The sequence below is a fragment of the Microbacterium murale genome, from assembly GCF_014635185.1.
In the GTDB taxonomy this organism is placed as follows: Bacteria; Actinomycetota; Actinomycetes; order Actinomycetales; family Microbacteriaceae; genus Microbacterium; species Microbacterium murale.
Window position 1 is genome coordinate 35,698 of sequence record NZ_BMCM01000008.1, and the last position, 19,749, is coordinate 55,446.

Sequence of the window (19,749 nt, forward strand, 5' to 3'; positions counted from 1 at the left end):
CGGGTCCGGAGGAGCGGCGATGACGATGACGACACGCGATACAGCAACGCCTCAGGCGCGAGCCGATGACGAGCCCGCGGCTCCGGCAGCCCCGGCGCGCAGACCCCGCAAGTGGCTGCTGCGCAATGATCTCACCGGCTGGGCGTTCGTCGCCCCGGCGATGCTGATCATCCTCGGCCTGTCGATCTTCCCGGCAGTATGGGCGTTCGTGCTCTCGCTGCAGAAGTGGAACGGCTTCGCACCGCCGGAGTTCGTCGGCGGCGACAACTACAGCCGGTTGATGAGCGATGCGGAGTTCTGGGATGCGGTGACGCACACCGGAATCTACGTCGTGCTGTTCGTCCCGGCATCCGTGCTCCTCGGGCTGTTCCTCGCCGTCGCCCTGAATCGCAACATCCGGTTCGTCGGCATCTACCGCACCGCGATCTTCGTGCCCTTCGTCGCGTCGGCCGCGGCCACCGGCATCCTGTCGACCTACCTGTTCAGTCCTCAGTACGGGCTCGCCAACAACGCGCTGCGCACGGTGGGTCTGCCCGCACAAGGGTGGCTGGAGGATCCGCAGCAGGCGATGCTCGTCATCGCGATCATGTCGCTGTGGGGCCAGGCCGCGTTCACGACGGTGATCTATCTCGCAGCGCTGCAAGACATCCCGACCGACCTGCTGGAGGCCGCGCGCATCGATGGCGCGAACCCATGGCAGACGTTCTGGCGGATCGTATGGCCCGAGCTCGGACCGGTGACGGTGTTCGTCACGATCTGGCAGATGATCGGCGCCCTGCAGCTGTTCGACCTCGTCTACACGACGACGAGGGGAGGGCCGCTGGATGCGACGAAGACGATCGTGTACTTCCTGTGGGAGAAGGCGTTCAAGACTCTCGAGTTCGGGTACGGATCGGCGGCGGCGTACGTGCTGTTCGCCGTGACGCTGCTCATCACGATCGGCATGGTCGTCTACGCGCGCAGCCGGAAGATGGAGGCGTTCTGATGGCACTGGACATGCTGGACACGGTCACCCTCACGACAGGGAAGAGCGAGCGCCCACCGCGTCGCCGCCGGGGGATGAGCGGGTGGCATTTCGTGCTCGCGCCGATCGCGCTGCTGTTCGTGATCCCGTTCGCGCAGATGGTCATGGCCTCGCTGTCGCCGGCGGACGAGCTGGTGAAGTTCCCGCCGCCGTTCGTGCCGTCGCGCTTCACACTCGACGGTTTCATCGCCCTGTTCACGACGACGGATGTGCTGACCTGGCTGCTCAACAGCACGATCGTCTCCATCATCGCGATCGTCGCCCACGTGATCCTGTGCTCGCTCGCCGGCTACGGATTCGCCCGGCTGCAGTTCCGCGGACGCAACGTCGGGTTCTTCATGATCGTCGCCACGATCATGATCCCGACCCAGCTGCTGATGATTCCGACGTACGTGATGTTCTCGAAGCTCGGCGTCATCAACACTCTCGCCGCGGCATTCGTGCCTTGGCTGGCTTCGGCGTTCGGCATCTTCCTGATGCGGCAGTTTTTCCTCTCGATCCCGAAGGAGATCGAGGAGGCGGCGGCGCTGGACGGCGCGAACCGCCTGCAGACCTTCCTGCGGGTCGTGCTGCCGCTGGCCAAGCCCGCGATCGCGACGCTCGCGATCTTCACGCTGCTCAGTTCGTGGAATGATCTGATCTGGCCGCTGATCGCGATCAACGACGACAGCATCTTCACCGTGCAGCTGGGCATCGCCAACTTCCAGAGCACGAGGCGCACACAATGGGAGTTGCTCATGGCGGCGAACGTCATCGCCACGGCACCACTGGTGCTGTTCTTCCTCTTCGCCCAGAAGCAGTTCGTGCAGACCATGACGATGTCTGGACTGAAGGGATGACCGCGCGGGTGCTCGTCGCCGGCGATGCCAATCTCGATCTCGTGCTGCGCGGCGACGTCGTTCCTCGGTTCGGTCAGGCGGAGCAGCTGCTGGACGGTGCGGATCTCGTGCTCGGCTCGAGCGCCGGCATCTGCGCAGTGGGACTCGCGCGGCTGGACGTCGACACTGCGCTCGTCGCCCGCGTCGGGGCCGATGTGTTCGGCGACCGGACCCGCGAGCTGCTCGCGGAGGCGGGAGTCGACACCGGCGCTGTGCGGGTCGTCGACGAGCCGACGGGTGTGTCCGTCATCCTCTCCGCGCTCGATGATCGCGCCATTCTCACGCTCACCGGCGCGCTCGCCGGTGTCACCGCCGATGAGGTGCTGGCGGCAGCGGATGGAGCGGCGCATGTGCATTTCGCGTCGTACTTCCTCACTCCCGCTCTCGCCCGCGAGCTGCCATCGGTGCTGGCCGCGCTGCGTGAGCAGGGCATCACGACGAGCCTCGACACCAATTGGGATCCGGCCGAACGGTGGGAGGGCGTGGAGGCATGCCTTCCGGTACTCGACCTTCTGCTGCCCAACGCCGCAGAGGCGATCGCGCTTGCGGCAGCACTCGGCGCGGATGCCGCAGACGTCGAAACGGCAGCTCGAGCACTCGCCGCGCACGGACCGGCCGTGATCGTCAAGGACGGTGCCGCCGGCGGACTGGCGGTGACGAACGGACGCGTCATGCGTGCCGCCGGGCTGTCTCTCGACGTCGTCGACACGACCGGAGCGGGCGACAGTTTCGACGCGGGGTTCCTCGCCTCGTGGCTCGAAGACGGCGACGTCGCCCGTGCACTGCGTTGGGCGGCGGTCGCCGGTTCCCTCTCCACCCGCGGCGCCGGTGGCACTGGCGGGCAGGCGAGTCGCGCCGAGGTCGGGCAATACGTCGAAGATGCGGTCAGTGCGCCGTGAGGTCGCGGCGGTCGCCGTCGTCGCGGTGCTCGCCTCTCTCGCCGGATGCACCGTGACCGGCGAGGCGGCGCTGCCGGATGACGGTTCACTCGAGGTTGAACTCGACGTCGGTCCGCAGGCGGAGTTCGTCGATGCCGGTCCAGATGGCGTCCGCGTGGTCGACGGCGATGACTGGACTCTGCCGCAGGGTGCTCGTCCTGCGCAGAACTCGGGGTTCTTCTCGGAGGATGCCTCGCCCGACGATCTCGTCGCGGTCCGCTCCATCGACGTCAGCTGGCGGCAGATCCGGCCGGATCGGGATGGGGCGATCGACCGGCAGTCGACGGGCACTGCTCAGGACATGAGCTTCGATGCGCTGGAGGCGCAGCTCTCCGAACCCGGTGACTTCTGGATGCGCATCTTCGCCAGCGGCGAGGACTGGGCGCCGCAGTGGGTGGCGGACGACTGCGGGGTCACGACGTACGGGCCGGACTACGACGGCCAGTCGCATCTGCCGATCTGGGACGAGTGCGTCTGGGGGCATCTGCTCGACACGTATCGTGCGCTGTTCATCGACCTCGATCTTGCCGATGATCCCCGGCTGCGTTTCGTCTACGTGCCTGGCGCATTCACCTGGGCGGAGTTCGACTACGAGATGGTCACCGCAGCAGTGGAGAGCGGCGATCTCGACGAGCAGACGTATCTCTCCTGGTACGCGCACGCCTGGACCGACCTCGTCGAACTGTTCGGTGACAACGCGCACAAGCTCGTCTTCACCGGCGAGGACTACCCGTGGGGGCCGTTCGATGCTGCCGACGACCTCCTCGCCGTTCAGGCGGTGGATGCCGGGATGGGTATCCGCACCGGGATCACCGAGCCGAGCAACTTCCATCTCAGCGAGGCTCCGGCATACGGCTCGCACATCCAGCCGGACGGGCACATGGTGGTGGACGAGTCGCTGCCGATCCACTCCGGCCGCTTCATCGTCGCCACCGAGAACGAGTGCTTCACGGACTGCGGCTACGACACGTCGGACCCGTACTACGCGGTGCGGCAGGCGAATCTCAAGGCGCTGCAGTTGCGGATGAACTGGATGTACGTCGTTCCGGGGCCCTCGTACATGTCGGAGTACGCCGAGCACTGGGACTGGGTGCGGCTGGAGCTGGGACAGACAGTCGAGACTGCGCCGGATGCGTGGGCGGCGCTGCGCGATGCGGAGGACACCTTCTGGGCGGATGACGCGCAGACCGGTCCGTTCGAGGATGAGAGCGACTGGCCGTCACGGCCGTGGGTGCGCAATCTGGAGCGCTGGCTCGTGCAGGTCGACGAGCCCGGTTCTGTCGCGCACCGCACCGACGTCGACACCCATACGGGAGAACTCGAAGAGGCCAACGGCACAGCTCACGAGGGCCTGTCCACCGAGGCCGCTGCGGGCGATACCGGGTTCGTCTTCGAGGTGGATCCGCGGTTCGCTGCGGCAGTTGACGGACAGCAGGTGGTGACGAAGGTGACGTTCCTGGACGAAGGGTCGGGCTCGTTCGCGGTCGATTCGGATGCCGGGTCATCCGCTGCCGTGGAGCGAACCGGATCCGGAGAATGGCGCACCGCGACGATCGCGCTGCCGGACGGTGGCATCGGAACGGATGCCACGCGTCTGCGCATCTCTCTCGCTGACGGCGCGGACGACCTCGTCGTCCGGTTCGTGCGCCTCATTCCCCGGGGGTGAGCCTCACGTGGTCGTAGGCTGATCGCGTGGCCAGGAAGATCGACGTGAGTGAAGGGCGCAGCGCCCTGGATGCCGTGCGCGTATCCCGCGCAGACGCGGCGAAGCCCGCGCGTACAGAGCTCGCGACCGCCGTGCGCTACCTGCTGCAGCTGCTCGATGAGAAGGCGCCGGGCAACAGCGTCGAGGTGAGGGTGCCGCCGTTCGGTGCGGTGCAGGTCGTCCAGGGTCCCCGTCACACGCGCGGCACGCCGCCCAATGTCATCGAGATGGATGCCGCGACCTGGATCGACCTCGCGACGGGCGTCGAGACGTGGGTCGAGGTCGTCGCGGCAGGTCGTGTACAGGCATCCGGCACGCGCGCCGACCTGTCGGACCTGATGCCCCTGCGCCCTTAGCGCCGCGGCACCACCAGCGGAACGCCGGTGATGGGATGCGGGAACACGTCCACCGCCTGCCCGTACACCTCTGCGATCCGCTCGGCGGTCAGGACTTCGGCCGGCGGCCCCGACGCGATGACCCGCCCTGATGCGAGCAGCGTCAGTCGGTCGGCGTGGGCGAGAGCGGCGTTCAGATCATGCAGGACGACGGCGACGGCGGTACCGGCATCCGCTGTGGCACGCGCCAGACGCATGACGTCTTCATGGTGCTTGAGATCGAGCGAGGCCGTCGGCTCGTCGAGCAGCATGATCGGCGTCGCCTGCGCGAGAACACGCGCGATGGCCACCCTCGCCCGTTCACCTCCCGACAGTGACGACACCGACCGCTGGGCGAGGCCATCGATCTCCATGGCACTCATGGCCGCCGCGATCAGGGTGTCGTCGTCGTTCTCGTATTCCGTGCGCGCCCAGGGCGCCCGCCCCATCCGCACCACCTGCTCCGCGCTGAACGGGAACGACACCGCGTTCTCCTGCAGCAGCACCGCCCTCGTACGCGCGAGCTCACGAGGACGGATGTCGGTGATCGAACGCCCGTCGATCTCGACTGCGCCGGTCTCCGGAGCGATGTCTCCGGCGAGCACCCCGAACAGCGTGGACTTTCCTGCGCCGTTCGGTCCGACCAGCGCGTGGATCTCACCGGGATTCACGTCGATCGAGGCATCCTCGAGGATCGCCCTCCCTCCGGCGACCCGGACCGTGACCTCAGCCGACCGCAGCCGCACGCTCATGCCCAGCCTCCTGACCGGCGGCGGGTGCGCACGAGGAGCCACAGGAAGAACGGGCCGCCGACCAGCGAAGTGATCATCCCGATCGGCATGTCGGCCAGCGGCACGGCCGTGCGGGCGACGAGGTCAGCGAGGGCGATGAGCAGCGCACCGCCGACGGTCGAGGAGATGATCAACGGCAGATGTGCGGGCCCGATGATCATGCGCATGAGATGCGGGATCACGAGTCCAACGAATCCGATGATGCCCGCGAAGGCGACAGCTGCGCAGACCAGGATCGCGACGGTCACGATCACGACGATCCGCAGCCGCTCGACCTGCACGCCGAGGTGGCGTGCCGTGCGCTCGCCGAGGGCGAAGAGGTCGAGCTGATGCGCGACGATCACCGCGATCACGACGCCGATTCCGGTCAACGGCGCGACGACCGCGATGTTCGGCCACAGCGCGCCGTTGAGCGAACCGAGCTGCCAGAAGACGATCTGCTCGCGCGTCGATGTGGTGCCGAGGAACGTCATGAACGCCATGCCCGCACCGCCGATCGCATTGATCGCGATGCCGGTGAGCAGCAGCGTGACGACCTCGGTCCGGCCTCCGGATCGGCTGATGAAGTACACCGAGAACACCGCGATGAGTCCGCCGATGAACGACAGGGCCGGGGTGGTCCACATCCCGAACGTCGAGAGTCCGAAGGTGAGACTCGCCGCGGCGCCCAGCGCCGCTCCGGATGAGACGCCGACGACGCTGGCATCCGCCAATGGGTTCCCGAAGATCGCCTGCATCAGCACACCGGCGACCGCCAGCGCGGCGCCGACCAGGATGCCGAGCACGAGACGGGGAAGGCGGATGTTGAAGATCACGCCCGAGTCCGACGCGTTCGCCGGCGCCCACGCGGTGTCGATGCCGGCGCCGTGCAGGAGGATGCCGACGATCTCGGTCGGCGACAGCGAGTACTGTCCGCTGGCGAGCGACACGATGCAGGTGACGACGAGCGCGGCGGCGAGGGCGAGCGTGACCACAGCGAACCTCACCCCGCGGTGCCGCTCGGGCGTGCGGGTGACGACCTCTGCGGTCATTCTGCGTTCCCGCCGGCGGAGGACGCCGCGCCGGAGGCGGGCGCATACAGGGCGCGCGCGATCGCGCGGATGATCTCGGGCGACCGCGGACCGAAGCTCAGAATCTCTCCGTCGGCCATGTCGATCACGCGGCGGTTGACGCCGGCAGGGGTCTCGGCCACGGCCGGCACGCGCTCGATGAGCCCGTCGATCCCGTCGACGGATTCCAGCCCATCCGTCATCATCACCAGGACGTCTGGCTGTGCGGCGACGAGCGCCTCGGCCGTCATGGGCTTGTTGCCCTCCCACCCGATCTCGCTCGCGACATCGATGCCGCCGACCGCCTCGATGAGCGAATCCGCGCCGGAGTCCTTGCCGAAGATGTAATACACGTTCGCGCTGCCGCGCACATAGAGGAACAGCATCCGTGCGCGGTCGGACTCGTCCGCCGGCGCGACCTCGGCGATCTCCGCACGCGCCGCGTCGAGGTCGGATTCCACCTGGGCGATGAGCTCCTGACCACGGCTCGGGATGCCGAGGGCCGAAGCCACCTCATCGACGAGCTGGTCGGTGTTGTCGAGGCGCAGCTCATCGGAGATGACGACGATCGGGATGCCGGCATCCCGAAGTTGCTGGCGCACCTCTTTCGGGCCGATCGTGGTGTCGGTGAGGATCACGGTCGGGGCGAGTTCGAGGATCGCCTCCGGGTTGAGCGAGTGGCCGGTCTTGGTGACGACCGGCAGATCTTGCGTCCCGTCGAAGGTCGTCGAGGAGTCGCGCCCCACGACGTCGTCTCCCATGCCGAGCGCGAAGACCGTGGCGGCGATGGTGCCGGAGATGTCGATCGGCAGGATGCGGCTGACGTCGGTGATCTCGACGTCGCGCCCTTCGGCGTCGGTGACGGTGACGGGGAGGTCGGGTGCGGTCGTGTCGGAGACGGGGTTGATCGCGTGACCGGGAAGGCACGCGGTCGAGCCCCCGGTCGCGGTGCGGACGTCGTCGACGAGCTCGAGATCAGAGAGCTGCTGCTCTGCGGCCGGGCAGGCATCGGATGCTGCGTCCTCTGATCCCGCGGTCGCGACAGGGGCGGCACATCCGGCGAGGCCGAAGAGCAGCACGGCCGCGATGAGTGGGGAGAGACGTGAGCGCATTGAGGGTAGCCTGTCCTAATTTTTGACGAGATGACTCGGATCAGTCTATGGTCAGAGGTGGAGGTTAGCTAAGCCTAACCAACATCACCCGCAGCATCAGACCCGAAGAGGTTTCTGCCGTCGCGCTCGCCCTGGTGAACAGGCGTACGCGGCCTCACGCCTGGAGGCATCCGTGAATCACACCGAGATCCGCGCGACGAACAGTCGCACCCGAGCAGCGTTCGCGGCGGTGCTCGCCGTGCTGATGACGTTGTTCGGCACGCTCACCGCGCCGGCCGCCTTTGCCGCCGACGGCGCGAGCGTCGCGCCGCAGGTCACGGCGGCATCCGAGTCGGGCTTGACGATCCAGGTGGACGCTACCGGCCTTCCCGGTGATGTCACCGGAACGTATGCGGCACTCATCGTGCAGGGGAACGACGAGGCGCTGAACAGCCAGGAGTACGTCGCGTTCGCGCTGCCGTTCCCCGCGGTCGCAGGCGGATCGACCTCGTTCACCTTGACCGCTGCGACCCCGAAGCTGGACAGAGCGCTGACCTACGAAGTGGTCATGTGGAAGCAGCACAGTGCGTTCACGGCCGAGAACCTCTACGGCCGCTCGGTCGTGTCGATCTCTGATGGGCAGTGGGACGCGGTGTTCCCGCCCGAGGTCCCTGTCGAGCCGGAGACACCGGTCGAGCCCGAAACCCCGGTTGAACCCGAGACACCTGTCGAACCCGAGATCCCGACTCCGGCCGTCGCGGCCGCGGTGTCGTCGGCATCCGTCGATGGTGGCCTGGTCGTCAGCGTCGCGGGCTCGGATTTCGCCGGCGTCGCCGGCGAGTACGTGGCGCTGATCGAGAAGGGCACCGAGGCGGACGTCACCGCAGGGGGCGGCTTCCTCGCGATGCAGTACGTGCGCGGCATCGCCGACGGTGCGTTCCAGGTGAACCTGACCGCGGCTGCGGAAGCGCTCGACCAGGCCGTCTCATACGAGGTGATCGCGTGGCAGCAGCACACGATGCCGAACGCCGACACGATCCACGCGCGCACCGACGTCGCCATCAGCGCCGAGCAGTGGGCGGCGCTCAAGCCCGCCCCGCTGCAGCCCTCGATCGAGGTCTTCCTCGCCGACGGCACCACGCCGGCCGCGGACTCTGCGCTCAAGGAGGGTGACACGATCGTCGTCAAGGGCAGCGGATACGACCCGGCGGCGAACGTGGGCGGACGCGGCGTGCCGATCCCGTCGAACCTTCCCCAGGGCACCTACGTGGTCTTCGGCGACTTCGCTCCGAGCTGGCAGCCGTCCACGGGTGCGCCCTCCAGTGCGCGATCGGTCGGTGCGCAGGTGTGGGCACTCGCGGAGACCGTGCTCGACCAGGTTCCGGCGCAGTACCAGGGGGCGATCCGTGCGCAGTGGGTCGATATCGCGGCCGACGGCACTTTCACCGCGGAACTGACGCTCAAGGACGCGCCGGCCGAGCCTGAGGGCGGCGCATACGGCGTGTACACCTACGCCGCCGGCGGTGTGAAGAATGCCGCGCAGGAGCAGAGCGCGCTGCTGGACTACCGGACGGCACAGGAAAAGGTCGTGGAGACTGTCGTGTCCGTCGACGGGTCCGACTTCGTCGTCGATGTGGACGGTCGAGGGTTCGAAGGCGAGCCAGGCGTCTACGCCGCGCTGATCGAAGCCGGCACCGAAGCCGATGTCACGGCAGGCGGAGGATTCCTTGCGATGCAGTACGTGCGCGGCATCACCGACGGCGCGTTCGCCACGACGCTGACCGCCGCCGGCGACACCCTGGATGAGGCGAAGTCGTACGAGGTGATCGTCTGGAAGCAGCACACGATGCCGAACGCCGACACGATCCACGCACGCAGCGCTGTGACGATCACGGCGGAGCAGTGGAAGACGCTCACAGGCGAGACGCCGATCCCGCCGACGACGCCGCCCACGGCTCCGCCGACGACGCCGCCCACTGCGCCGCAGCAGCCCGTCGCGGGCGGCTCGCTGCGCTGGGCGATCTCGTCGTCGTTCGTCGAGTACGTGACAGGGCCCATAGCCCACGGCGAGATCCGGGTCTCCGGCGGTGCCACGCGCTCCGGAGGGCAGTTCCAATTCGGACAGGCCGCCGGCACCACCTACGACGCGAAGACCGGTCTCGGTGCGGTGAGCTACACCGGTGCGGTCCGCTTCACCGGTCACAACGGCGTGCTCAATGTGACGATCTCCAACCCGCGGATCGAGATCGCCTCAGCATCCGCGGCGACGCTCTACGTCACGCACGACGGCACTCGGGTGCCTTTCGCGACGATCGACATCGCCTCCGCAGCGAAGACGACTTCGGGGGGTGCGACGACGTACACCGCCGCACCCGCAAGCCTGACGTCCGCCGGGCAGAATCAGGTGCTCGGCGGTTTCAGCACCGTCCTGAACCCGGTGACGTTCACGATCGGCACTCCGGCCGCGGCGCCCAACGGCACCGTCGGCACGGTGGCGGCAGCATCCGTCCAGCAGAAGGCAGTACTGCCCTCCGCGCCGCCCGCGACGGACGGGATCGTGATCGACGAGGAGAACCTCAAGGCTCTGCAGTCAGGTGCATCTGCGACCGTCTCAGCATCCGGTTTCCAGCCGGATGAGCAGGGCATCAAGGTCGTCGTGTACTCGACTCCGGTACTGCTCGACACCGTCACCGCCGACGCGAACGGCGTCGCGACGTGGACCGGTGCGTTGCCGGCCACACTCGAGGCCGGCGCGCACACGCTGACCTTCCAGGGCTCGATCGACCGCGGTCTCGCCTTCACTCTTGACCGGGCGGCAGCGGCTATCGGCGTCTGCACGGTCGAAGGCGCCACGCTCGACTGGGGTTACAAGGAGAGCTTCCGCAACTACATCGAGGGCATCGCGCACGGCGGCTGGAACCTCACCGGCGTCGTCTACGAGTTCCCCGAGTTCGTCTGGTCTGAGGGAGCAGGTTCGTTCGAGTCCGAAGCCGGAACCGGTCTCGTCGACTTCGGAGGCACCATCGCGTTCCACGGGCACGACGGCGCACTCGACACGAAGCTCAACAACGCGCGGGTCGAACTCGCCGGAGACAAGGGCTACATCCTGTTCGACATCGCCGGCACCACCCAGGGCGGCGAGGCGATCGATCAGAAGGACGTGCGGTTCGTGGAATTCTCGATCGCGGATGCTGAGATCGTCGACGGCGTGCTGACATTGAGCGACGCGGCATCCACCCTCACCGAGAGCGGCGCTGCCGCGTTCGGCACCTACGCGGCCGGCGAATCGTTCGACCCGGTGTCGTTCCGCATCCCCGTCGGCGCAGATTGCGGTGTGGTCCCCGCTGAAGAGGAGAGCATCGACGAGCCGGTCGCCGCGATCAGCGCCGAGGTGACCCCCATCTCGGCCGAGACCGGAGGGTTCCCGATCTGGGCGTGGGTGGTCATCGGGCTGCTCGTGGTCGGCGCGGGAGTCGGGACCGGCGTGGTCGTCAAGCGGCGCCGGGATGCGGCATCCGCCACCATCGGAGAGGATTGACACCATGACAACCTCCGAACGTCCCCAGCGACGCCACCGTCCTCAGATCGTGCTGGAGGTCATCGAGTCCATCCGGCTGACACCCCACCTGGTGCGCATCGTCGCAGGTGGACCGGGCATCGTGGCCGTCGAGGACAACGGCTTCACCGACGCCTACACGAAGATGCAGTTCGCACCGTCCGAGGCGAACCTCACGCCGCCGTACGACATGGAGGAGCTGCGAGAGCGTCTGCCCGTCGAATTGCTGCCGTCGGTGCGCACCTATTCGATCCGTCGGTTCGACCTCGACGCGGGTCAGATCTGGATCGACTTCGTCACGCACGGCGACGAGGGCGTGGCGGGGCCATGGGCAGCGAGCGCGAAGCCCGGTGATCCGGTCGTGCTCGGCGGGATCGGCGGCGGCTACGCACCCGACGCGACGGCGGATTGGCATCTGCTCGTCGGCGACGAGTCGGCGATCCCTGCGATCTCGGCGGCGCTCGAGGCGATGCCGGCAGATGCTGTCGGTACGGTGCTGCTCGAGGTGCAGGATGATTCCGAGCACCTCGAGCTGACCGTTCCCGAGGGGATAGAGGTGCGCTGGCTGCACCGCGGCGATCGTGAGGCCGGGACGACCACCGAGCTCGTCGACGCCGTGCGCGCTCTCGAGTGGCGTTCGGGGCGGGTGCAGATCTTCGCGCACGGCGAGCGCGGCGCGATGAAGCAGCTTCGTCCGTTCCTCACCGATGAGCGCGGAGTTGAGCGTGCACAGCTGTCGCTGTCGGCCTACTGGGCCTATGGTCGTCGCGAGGATGCGTTCCAGGCGGAGAAGCGCGAGGCCGTCGGGCAGGTATAGGGCGCACGCGCACCTGAGGTCCGCTCGACGGTGAACAGTGGGACAATGGATGCATGTCCTCCACCGATTCCCACGAGACCGTCGAGGCGACCGTTCGGCGGGTGCCCCGCTACGGCGTGTTCATGGGCATCGGCGTCGTGCTCGGGATCATCGCCGCCGGCATCCTGACCATGGTCGGAGGCTACGAGCCGTCCCAGGCGCTCGACGTGATCTACCCGCCGAGTCAGGTCTTCGGCTTCGCACTGCTGTGGACGGTGCCGATCGGGCTCGCGCTCGGGGGAGTGGCCGCGATCTTCCTGGAGCGGCTGGGCCGTCGCCACGATCGCGTCGTGCGCGTCGACCGCGAGACGATCATCGAAGCCGACTGAGCGTCACTACGCCATTTCCGCGATGATCGGGCGGATGGCGGCGTCGAACGCCACCACGTCGCGCCTGAGCCCGTCGGTGACGGCGACCGTGAGCGCGCCGATCCACCAGATGCCGCGCTGCGAGAACGGCAGCACCTGCACGTTCAGTTCGAACGAGTGCGCGCGGCGGCCGATCTCGCGCTCGAACTCGGCGATCGCGCTCGCATAGGCGCGGTACGCGCCGCCCCCGGTGGCCGTCTTCATCGTGCCCAGGTACCGGTTGTGGGCATCGCGGGCGTATTGCAGGGCGGATGCCGCGAGTGGGGAGATCGCGTCGCGCAGCTCTTCGGCTCCGGTGGCAGGCAGCGCGACCAGGGTGTCGAATCCGTCGACCAGCTCCAGCGGCCCCTCGGCGGGGTGCGCACGCGGCTCCACCGCCATGTCCCAGTAGTCGCGCCACTGCGCTTCCAGCTCGGCGCTGGCGTCGGTGGCGTCCGGGGCGCGCACCTGCAGGTCGCGCAGGCTCGGCAGGCCCTCTGGCTCGCGGATGCCGAGCATCTGGCGCAGGGCGAGCGCGACGAGCGCCGGCATCCCGGCATCCTCTCGGATCAACCACTGCGGCTTCTCGGCCATGGCCCCATCCTATGGAGGTCGCGCGGAGATTCGCAGGCTCGGGCACCGGTAGTCTTGTCAGGTGGCAGCCTCCTCCACCAATCCCTATTCCGAAGCCGGCGTCGACACCGCTGCAGGTGATCGTGCCGTCGAGCTGATGAAGTCCTCCGTGCGCGCTACGCACGGCCCCGAAGTGCTCGGCGGTGTCGGCGGGTTCGCCGGCCTGTTCGACGCCTCCGCTCTGCTCGGCTACACCAAGCCGCTGCTCGCGACCAGCACCGACGGCGTCGGCACCAAGGTCGCGATCGCGCAGGCGATCGACAAGCACGACACGATCGGGCAAGACCTGGTCGGGATGGTCGTCGACGACATCGTCGTGGTGGGGGCGAAGCCCCTGTTCATGACCGACTACATCGCGTGCGGCAAGGTCGTCCCCGAGCGCATCGCCGACATCGTCCGCGGCATCGCCGACGGCTGCACCGCCACGGGCACCGCCCTGGTCGGCGGCGAGACGGCAGAGCACCCGGGTCTCCTCGGACCCCGCGACTACGACGTCGCAGGCGCCGCGACCGGAATCGTCGAGGCGGATGCCGTGCTCGGTGCGGAACGCGTCCAGGACGGCGACGTCGTGCTGGCTCTCGCATCGAGCGGTCTGCACTCCAACGGCTACTCGCTCGTGCGCCACATCGTCGCCGGCGCCGGCATCGGCTACGGCGACAACGCCGCCGATTTCGGCACCACCTGGGGCGAGGCCCTGCTCGAGCCGACGCGTCTCTACACGCTCCCGCTGCTGCGTCTTCTCACCACGCTCGCAGACGGCAGCATCCATTCCCTCAGCCATGTCACCGGGGGAGGCATCGCCGCGAACCTCGCCCGTGTGCTCCCGGTGGGCAGCTGGGCCGAGGTCGATCGTGCGACCTGGTCGCCGAGCCCGATCTTCCGCGTGCTCAGCGACATCTCCGGCACCAGCCTCGAGTCGACCGAGGGCACCTGGAACCTCGGCATCGGCTTCCTCGCCGTGATCGATCAGCGCCAGAAGGATGCTGCGATCACCGCGCTCGCCGCAGAGGGAATCGACGCGTGGCAGGTCGCGACCGTCGGAACGGGCGCACGCCCGGCCGGAGAATTCGAAGAAGGCGCCAAGGGCGTCGATGGCGGTGCGGTGCGTCTCGTCGGCGCATACGCGGATGGAGCAGAGTAATACCCCATGTGCGGAATCGTCGGAGTGGTCGCTGGCGGCCCGGTCAATCAGGACATCTACGATGCGCTCCTCCTGCTGCAGCACCGCGGGCAGGACGCCACCGGCATCTCCACTGCAGAGCCCAACGGCGTCATGCACACGATCAAGGCCGAGGGCATGGTGCGCGAAGCGTTCCGCACCCGCGACATGCGCTCTCTCCTCGGCAACGTGGGCCTCGGTCACGTTCGCTACGCGACCAAGGGCACCGCATCCAGCGAGGAGGAGGCGCAGCCGTTCTACGTGAACGCGCCGTACGGCATCGTCCTCATCCACAACGGCAACCTCACCAACACGCGTGAGCTCACCGCCGACATGGCCAAGCGCGACCGCCGGCACCTGAACTCCTCCAGCGACACCGAGCTGCTGCTCAACGTCCTCGCCGGCGAGCTGCAGGCGACGACGAGCGACGTCGACCTCGAGCCCGAGCGCATCTTCGAAGCCGTCAGCCGCACGCACGAGCGCATCGAGGGCGCGTACGCGGTGATCGCCGTGATCGCGGGCTACGGTCTGCTGGCGTTCCGTGATCCGTACGGCATCCGTCCGCTGATCCTCGGGCGCCGTGACGGCGTCGAGCACGACGAATGGGTCGTCACCAGTGAATCCCTCGTGCTCGAGAACGGCGACTACGAGGTCGTCCGCGAGGTCGCGCCGGGTGAGGCCGTGTTCATCACCGACCAGGGCGAGCTGTTCAGCCGGCAGTGCGCGGCGAACCCCACGCTCACGCCCTGCGCGTTCGAGTACGTGTATCTCGCCCGCCCCGACTCGACGATGAACGGCATCGCCGTGTACGAGTCGCGTCTGCGGATGGGAGAGCGCCTCGCCGACACGATCGCCAAGCACGTGCCTCGCGAGAAGATCGACGTCGTCATGCCGATCCCCGACTCCGCGCGTCCGTCTGCGATGGAGGTCGCCCGCAAACTCGGCATCGAGTACCGCGAGGGCTTCTACAAGAACCGCTACGTCGGACGCACCTTCATCATGCCGGGCCAGGCGGTGCGCAAGAAGAGCGTCCGCCAGAAGCTCAACGCGATGTCGACCGAGTTCCAGGGAAAGAACGTGCTGCTGATCGATGACTCGATCGTGCGCGGCACGACGAGCAAGCAGATCATCCAGATGGCGCGGGATGCCGGCGCCCTCTCCGTGACGTTCGCCTCGGCAGCGCCTCCGGTGCGATACCCGCATGTGTACGGCATCAACATGCCCTCCAAGCACGAGCTCATCGCCCACGACCGCACGATTCCCGAGATCGCCGCCGAGCTCGGCGCCGATCATCTGGTGTACCAGGAGGTCGAGGATCTGAAGGCCGCGATCATCGAGGGCTCTGACGTCACCGACCTCGACATGAGCTGCTTCGACGGCCGCTACGTCACTGGCACCGTCACCGACGAGTACCTGTCCTGGGTCGAGAGCTCGCAGTCGTCGTGACCGCGCCACGCCCGCTCTGGCAGGGTCGGGCGCTCGCGGTGCTCGGCATTCTGCTGTGCGCATTCTCGCTGCGCTCCGCCGTGGCTTCGCTGTCGCCGCTGTTCGATCACGTGGCGGCGGACTTCCCGGTCTCCTCGGCCGTGGTCGGACTCATCGGCACCGCGCCGCCGGTGTGCTTCGCGATCTTCGGACTGCTGACACCGCTGCTCGAACGCCGACTGGGACTCGAACGCGTCACGGTGATCGCCCTGATCGCGATCGCCGCCGGTCTCGTACTGCGCGGGTTCTCGGTCGACGCCATCACACTGCTGCTCTCGACCGCGCTGATCTTCGCCGGTGTCGGGATGGGGAACATCCTCCTGCCGCCGCTGGTGAAGAAGCACTTCCCCGATCGCCTTGGCGTGATGATGACGCTGTACACGACGGCGATGGCACTGTCGACGTTCGTGCCGCCGTTGGTCGCCGTGCCGGTGGCGGATGCTACCGGGTGGCGTTTCTCGCTGGCGATGTGGGGCGTGTTCGCACTCGCCGGCAGCATCCCGTGGATCCTCATGCTGCTGCGCGGGCGCACCGAGGGCGCGCCAGTACCGGCCGCTCGCGAAGAACGCCCGGCGCGCGAAACGTCGACATCGGATGCCGACGCCCCCGAGCCTGCGACTCTCGTCACCGGCCCGATCGCCGTCGCGCCGGCGAACTCGCGAGTGTTCGCACGGCTCGTCCGTCTGCCCCTCGCCTGGGCGATCGCGGTCGTCTTCGGCACTTCGTCGACGATGGCCTACGTCTCCTTCGCCTGGTTGCCGACCATCCTCATCGACCGGACGGGTGTGTCGGCATCCGTCGCCGGATTGCTGCTCTCACTGTTCGCGTTCATGGGCTTGCCCGCGTCGCTGGTCGTGCCGGTGCTGGTCGTCCGATTCCAGGCGACCAGGCCCCTTTTCCTCGTTGCCGTCGTCTGCGGCGTCCTGGGCCTTGCCGGGCTCATCATGCTGCCGTCGGCCGCGCTGGTGGGGCTGTGGGTCGCGCTGTTCGGCATCGTCGGGGTGCTCTTCCCTCTGGCGCTGGTGCTGATCAGCGTACGCGCGCGCACACCTGAGACGGCTGTCGCGCTGAGCAGTTTCGTGCAGAGCGCCGGCTACATCGGTGCCGCTGCGTTCCCGCTCCTGCTCGGCATCATGCACGACCAGACGGGCGACTGGCTGGTGCCGCTGCTGATCATCGGCGCCGTACTCGTCGTCGTCATCCCGTTCGGGCTGATCGCCGGCCGGCGGCAGACGATCGAGGACGCGTGGGAGCGTCGGCACGGGCGCTGGTGAAGTTCGCTGCGGCTGAGCGCTGTCCCGCCGGCATCGCCTCTGGGCATGACGAAACCCCCGCACGGAGTACGGGGGTTGTCAGATCAGGCGGTCAGGCCTTCTCTAGTTCGTCTTCGTCTTCGTCCGCGTAGTCGTCCGCCCACTTGTCCACGTAGGCGTCTTCATCCGTCGGATGAGCAAGCTCCCGCTCGAGCGCGGAGTAGTTCACGGAAGGACTGAAGGACTTTAGTTCGCGAGCGATCTTGGTGTGCTTCGCCTTTTGACGGCCACGGCCCATGCGCGAGACCCCCTAACGATTTAAGCTGTCGGACAATCAGGTGCCCGAGGCATTCACGACACCGGCGTGCGGCCGGTAAGAGTAGCATTCAGGATAGCACGAGGGCCAGGTGTGCTGGCCTTCGCCGGCAGGTGAAGGGAACGATTCACATGACAGATGCAGGCTCCTCCCCGTCCGACGAAACGGCACAGAACGCCGCGTTGCAGAAGGCCGTGATCGTCGGCATGCAACCGGGCCAAGCCGTTCATGTGTTGCAGGAGGCCGCTCGCTTCGCGAGCCTCCTGAGCGCACCGCTCGTCGTCGCCCACGTGGACGTCACCCGGTTCGTCACATACGAGGATCCGGACGGTTACGTGCACTCCGCGCCGATCGACCTGAACATCGAGGCCGGCGCCGCCGAGTTCGAAGAGGTCCAGGCTGCTGCAGCCGCCGAGCTCGACGGCAAGGGCCTCACGTGGACCGCGCGGCAGCTCGTCGGCGACCCCGCCCTCGCGATCAAACAGCTCGCGAACAAGATCGACGCGCAGCTCATCGTCGTCGGCACGCGCAAGCGGGGCCTCGGCGAGTCGATCCGCGAGTTCTTCACCGGATCCGTGGCCGCTCGTCTCGCACACCGGCAGCACCGTTCGGTGCTGGTGGTGCCGCTCGAGGAGTCGGTCCCCGACGACCAGCAGGACATCTGGACCGAGTAGCGTCTCCCTCGTGCGCTGAGACCCCGTCTTCGTGCCCAGACCCCACCGTATCGACGTGAATACGACGGGGTCTCGACAGCAGGACGGGGTCTCGGCGAAGGTTCAGGGGCGGGACGAGCTCAGAGCCTGCGTGACGGCCCTGGCCGCGGCATCCAGCGCGGCATCCAGATCGGTGACGGTGGATGCCGAGAGCACGCCGCCTCGCGCGACATGCGTGCGCAGATCGGTGCGCACGCGGGCGCGGAACGCGTTGATCGACGCATCTGCGCGATGCAGCTCCTCGCGGCTCGTGACGCGATCATCGGGCAGTGAAGACGAGGTCGACCGAGGGCGGCCCTTCGCTGCCGTCCGCTCGTCGTTCGCCGCAGCGGCCAGGTCGGCGCGCAGGCTCTTCATGGCGTCCTGCACGCTCTGGCGCACCTCGTTGGCGATCAGGCGCACAGAGTCGGCGAGACCGGATTCGATGCCCGCGAGGTCGCCCTCGCGGCCGGTGAGTTCGGCGCGACCGGCATCAGTGATCGAGTAGATCGTGGTGCGCCCGTCGACCGTCTTGGAGACCAGGCCCTCCTCCTCGAGCTTCGCGAGTCGAGGGTAGATTGTGCCGGCGCTGGGCGTGTAGGTGCCGCCGGTGCGATCGGTCAGCGCCTGGATGATGCCGTAGCCGTGCTGCGGCGCCTCTGCGAGCAGCGACAGCAGGTACAGACGCAGGTCGCCGTGGGAGAAGACGGCGGGGGTCATGAGTCCCACTCCTCGTCGTCGGCCACGGTGATGATGGGCTGGCGCAGCACGGTGATGTTCCCGGAGACCGAGTTCGAGCGCACGTCGACGAACGAGCCGGCGAGCTCGCCGGTCGAGCCGGTGTAGTTGGTCGGTCCGGAGTTTCCGCGGTCGACGCCGTCGATCAGCATCCGTCCGCTCAGGGAGCGCGCCACGTAATTGGCGGGCAGTGTCTCCTCCAGGCGGATCGTGCTGCTGCCGGAGACGGTGTTCAGGTTGATGGAGTTCACGGCGCCGGTCGCATCCACCAGGATCGCGCCGGAGACCGTGTCGACCGTCGCCTTGCGCACCGATCCGGTGATCGCGACGTCGCCCGAGACGCTGTTCGCGTTCGCGGAGCCGGTCAGACCGCGCACCTGCACGTCGCCGGAGACGGAGTTCACCGTCAGATCGCCCGTGTGGGTGTCGACGATGAGGTCGCCGGAGACGGTGTTCAGCCGCGCGTCGTTGGTGAGGCCCGAGATGAGCGCCCCCGCGCTCACGACGCCGAGGTTCAGGGCGATGCTGCGAGGCACGGCGACGCTGACTTCAGCGCGGGGGCCGCCCGAGCCGAAGTTGCGGAACACCTCGAGGAAGTTGTCCCAGCCCAGCTGCGGGTGGTCGATCTCGATCTCGTCGCCGTCGGATTCGATGCGGAGATCTTTGGTTGTGACACCGTGCACCTCGATGCGGATGCCTGGTTCGTCGTGGGCGATGACGTCCACCTGTCCGCCGACGAGGCCGACCTTGAGCCGGGTCGCCTGAGCGATGTCGATGACGCGTTCCTCGCCGGGGGCGATGAGCCACTTCTCGGTCATGTTCTCTCCTGAGGTTGGATTAGTCGCGATATATCGCGTGTGAAGA

Annotated in this window: 19 protein-coding genes; 12 read left to right on the plus strand and 7 right to left on the minus strand. The window is 67.8% G+C overall.

What is annotated here, in order from left to right; all coding sequences use genetic code 11:
* The first annotated feature begins 19 nt into the window (after window positions 1–19).
* The 5 genes from IEV67_RS18185 to IEV67_RS18205 are packed head-to-tail and all read left to right on the plus strand — an operon-like array spanning window position 20 to window position 4,901.
* Complete coding sequence (locus IEV67_RS18185) at window positions 20–985, plus strand: carbohydrate ABC transporter permease (protein WP_188438138.1); 966 nt, start codon at window positions 20–22, stop codon at window positions 983–985.
* Entirely contained in the window at window positions 985–1,863 is an 879-nt protein-coding gene (locus IEV67_RS18190) for a carbohydrate ABC transporter permease (protein ID WP_188438139.1), read from the plus strand. Before IEV67_RS18185 ends, IEV67_RS18190 begins: the two co-directional genes overlap by 1 nt.
* Window positions 1,860–2,801, plus strand: a complete 942-nt coding sequence (locus IEV67_RS18195) for a carbohydrate kinase family protein (RefSeq protein ID WP_188438140.1) — start codon at window positions 1,860–1,862, stop codon at window positions 2,799–2,801. Before IEV67_RS18190 ends, IEV67_RS18195 begins: the two co-directional genes overlap by 4 nt.
* Complete coding sequence (locus IEV67_RS18200; protein WP_188438141.1) at window positions 2,782–4,506, plus strand: hypothetical protein; 1,725 nt, start codon at window positions 2,782–2,784, stop codon at window positions 4,504–4,506. The genes IEV67_RS18195 and IEV67_RS18200 overlap by 20 nt, the downstream gene beginning before the upstream one ends.
* 26 nt (window positions 4,507–4,532) lie before the next feature.
* Window positions 4,533–4,901, plus strand: a complete 369-nt coding sequence (locus tag IEV67_RS18205) for a sterol carrier family protein (protein WP_188438142.1) — start codon at window positions 4,533–4,535, stop codon at window positions 4,899–4,901.
* On the opposite strand, the gene IEV67_RS18210 is transcribed toward IEV67_RS18205, so the two are convergent.
* Genes IEV67_RS18210 through IEV67_RS18220 form a run of 3 tightly spaced genes read right to left on the minus strand, consistent with a single transcriptional unit; the run spans window position 4,898 to window position 7,871 of the window.
* Complete coding sequence (locus tag IEV67_RS18210) at window positions 4,898–5,671, minus strand: heme ABC transporter ATP-binding protein (RefSeq protein WP_188438143.1); 774 nt, start codon at window positions 5,669–5,671, stop codon at window positions 4,898–4,900. The two genes, IEV67_RS18205 and IEV67_RS18210, sit on opposite strands and share 4 nt — an antisense overlap.
* Window positions 5,668–6,741, minus strand: coding sequence for a FecCD family ABC transporter permease (locus tag IEV67_RS18215; protein ID WP_188438144.1), 1,074 nt, complete (start codon window positions 6,739–6,741; stop codon window positions 5,668–5,670). The genes IEV67_RS18210 and IEV67_RS18215 overlap by 4 nt, the downstream gene beginning before the upstream one ends.
* Window positions 6,738–7,871, minus strand: coding sequence for a heme/hemin ABC transporter substrate-binding protein (locus tag IEV67_RS18220; protein ID WP_188438145.1), 1,134 nt, complete (start codon window positions 7,869–7,871; stop codon window positions 6,738–6,740). Before IEV67_RS18220 ends, IEV67_RS18215 begins: the two co-directional genes overlap by 4 nt.
* A 172-nt stretch (window positions 7,872–8,043) precedes the next feature.
* Here IEV67_RS18220 and IEV67_RS18225 point away from each other — a divergent pair, with 172 nt between their 5' ends.
* From IEV67_RS18225 to IEV67_RS18235, 3 genes are read left to right on the plus strand one after another with little or no spacing between them, the layout of a single operon-like run.
* A complete protein-coding gene (locus IEV67_RS18225; RefSeq protein WP_188438146.1) occupies window positions 8,044–11,388 on the plus strand; it encodes an HtaA domain-containing protein in 3,345 nt (1,114 codons plus the stop codon).
* 4 nt (window positions 11,389–11,392) lie between these two features.
* On the plus strand, window positions 11,393–12,223 hold the full coding sequence (locus tag IEV67_RS18230; protein WP_188438147.1) for a siderophore-interacting protein: 831 nt from the start codon (window positions 11,393–11,395) through the stop codon (window positions 12,221–12,223).
* Window positions 12,224–12,276: 53 nt separating this feature from the next.
* Window positions 12,277–12,591, plus strand: a complete 315-nt coding sequence (locus IEV67_RS18235; RefSeq protein ID WP_188438148.1) for a potassium transporter Trk — start codon at window positions 12,277–12,279, stop codon at window positions 12,589–12,591.
* A 6-nt stretch (window positions 12,592–12,597) separates the two neighbouring features.
* Here the strand turns inward: IEV67_RS18235 and IEV67_RS18240 are convergent, their stop codons facing one another.
* Window positions 12,598–13,203, minus strand: coding sequence for a zinc-binding alcohol dehydrogenase (locus IEV67_RS18240; protein WP_188438149.1), 606 nt, complete (start codon window positions 13,201–13,203; stop codon window positions 12,598–12,600).
* A gap of 61 nt (window positions 13,204–13,264) precedes the next feature.
* Here IEV67_RS18240 and purM point away from each other — a divergent pair, with 61 nt between their 5' ends.
* The 3 genes from purM to IEV67_RS18255 are packed head-to-tail and all read left to right on the plus strand — an operon-like array spanning window position 13,265 to window position 17,160.
* The gene (gene purM, locus IEV67_RS18245; protein WP_188438150.1) at window positions 13,265–14,383 is read left to right on the plus strand and encodes a phosphoribosylformylglycinamidine cyclo-ligase; all 1,119 of its coding nucleotides are present in this window, start codon (window positions 13,265–13,267) and stop codon (window positions 14,381–14,383) included.
* A 6-nt stretch (window positions 14,384–14,389) separates the two neighbouring features.
* Window positions 14,390–15,847, plus strand: a complete 1,458-nt coding sequence (gene purF / locus IEV67_RS18250; protein WP_188438151.1) for an amidophosphoribosyltransferase — start codon at window positions 14,390–14,392, stop codon at window positions 15,845–15,847.
* A complete protein-coding gene (locus tag IEV67_RS18255) occupies window positions 15,844–17,160 on the plus strand; it encodes an MFS transporter (RefSeq protein ID WP_188438152.1) in 1,317 nt (438 codons plus the stop codon). Before purF ends, IEV67_RS18255 begins: the two co-directional genes overlap by 4 nt.
* A gap of 91 nt (window positions 17,161–17,251) precedes the next feature.
* Here IEV67_RS18255 and IEV67_RS18260 read toward each other — a convergent pair whose 3' ends face one another.
* Entirely contained in the window at window positions 17,252–17,437 is a 186-nt protein-coding gene (locus tag IEV67_RS18260) for a DUF3073 domain-containing protein (protein ID WP_188438153.1), read from the minus strand.
* Between the two features lie 149 nt (window positions 17,438–17,586).
* Here IEV67_RS18260 and IEV67_RS18265 point away from each other — a divergent pair, with 149 nt between their 5' ends.
* Window positions 17,587–18,129, plus strand: a complete 543-nt coding sequence (locus IEV67_RS18265; protein WP_188438154.1) for a universal stress protein — start codon at window positions 17,587–17,589, stop codon at window positions 18,127–18,129.
* 102 nt (window positions 18,130–18,231) lie between these two features.
* Here IEV67_RS18265 and IEV67_RS18270 read toward each other — a convergent pair whose 3' ends face one another.
* Window positions 18,232–18,867 (minus strand): PadR family transcriptional regulator, encoded by a 636-nt coding sequence (locus IEV67_RS18270; protein WP_188438155.1) that lies wholly within the window; start codon window positions 18,865–18,867, stop codon window positions 18,232–18,234.
* Window positions 18,864–19,703, minus strand: coding sequence for a DUF4097 family beta strand repeat-containing protein (locus IEV67_RS18275; RefSeq protein WP_188438156.1), 840 nt, complete (start codon window positions 19,701–19,703; stop codon window positions 18,864–18,866). The genes IEV67_RS18270 and IEV67_RS18275 overlap by 4 nt, the downstream gene beginning before the upstream one ends.
* Window positions 19,704–19,749: the final 46 nt, after the last annotated feature.

Coding starts and splice junctions, on each gene's coding strand:
- purF (WP_188438151.1), top strand. CDS start 14,390: ATGTGCGGAATCGTCGGAGTGGTCGCTGGCGGCCCGGTCAATCAGGAC.
- IEV67_RS18275 (WP_188438156.1), bottom strand. CDS start 19,703: ATGACCGAGAAGTGGCTCATCGCCCCCGGCGAGGAACGCGTCATCGAC.
- IEV67_RS18270 (WP_188438155.1), bottom strand. CDS start 18,867: ATGACCCCCGCCGTCTTCTCCCACGGCGACCTGCGTCTGTACCTGCTG.
- IEV67_RS18220 (WP_188438145.1), bottom strand. CDS start 7,871: ATGCGCTCACGTCTCTCCCCACTCATCGCGGCCGTGCTGCTCTTCGGC.
- IEV67_RS18185 (WP_188438138.1), top strand. CDS start 20: ATGACGATGACGACACGCGATACAGCAACGCCTCAGGCGCGAGCCGAT.
- IEV67_RS18215 (WP_188438144.1), bottom strand. CDS start 6,741: ATGACCGCAGAGGTCGTCACCCGCACGCCCGAGCGGCACCGCGGGGTG.
- IEV67_RS18235 (WP_188438148.1), top strand. CDS start 12,277: ATGTCCTCCACCGATTCCCACGAGACCGTCGAGGCGACCGTTCGGCGG.
- IEV67_RS18260 (WP_188438153.1), bottom strand. CDS start 17,437: ATGGGCCGTGGCCGTCAAAAGGCGAAGCACACCAAGATCGCTCGCGAA.
- IEV67_RS18190 (WP_188438139.1), top strand. CDS start 985: ATGGCACTGGACATGCTGGACACGGTCACCCTCACGACAGGGAAGAGC.
- IEV67_RS18230 (WP_188438147.1), top strand. CDS start 11,393: ATGACAACCTCCGAACGTCCCCAGCGACGCCACCGTCCTCAGATCGTG.
- IEV67_RS18265 (WP_188438154.1), top strand. CDS start 17,587: ATGACAGATGCAGGCTCCTCCCCGTCCGACGAAACGGCACAGAACGCC.
- IEV67_RS18210 (WP_188438143.1), bottom strand. CDS start 5,671: ATGAGCGTGCGGCTGCGGTCGGCTGAGGTCACGGTCCGGGTCGCCGGA.
- IEV67_RS18200 (WP_188438141.1), top strand. CDS start 2,782: ATGCGGTCAGTGCGCCGTGAGGTCGCGGCGGTCGCCGTCGTCGCGGTG.
- IEV67_RS18240 (WP_188438149.1), bottom strand. CDS start 13,203: ATGGCCGAGAAGCCGCAGTGGTTGATCCGAGAGGATGCCGGGATGCCG.
- IEV67_RS18195 (WP_188438140.1), top strand. CDS start 1,860: ATGACCGCGCGGGTGCTCGTCGCCGGCGATGCCAATCTCGATCTCGTG.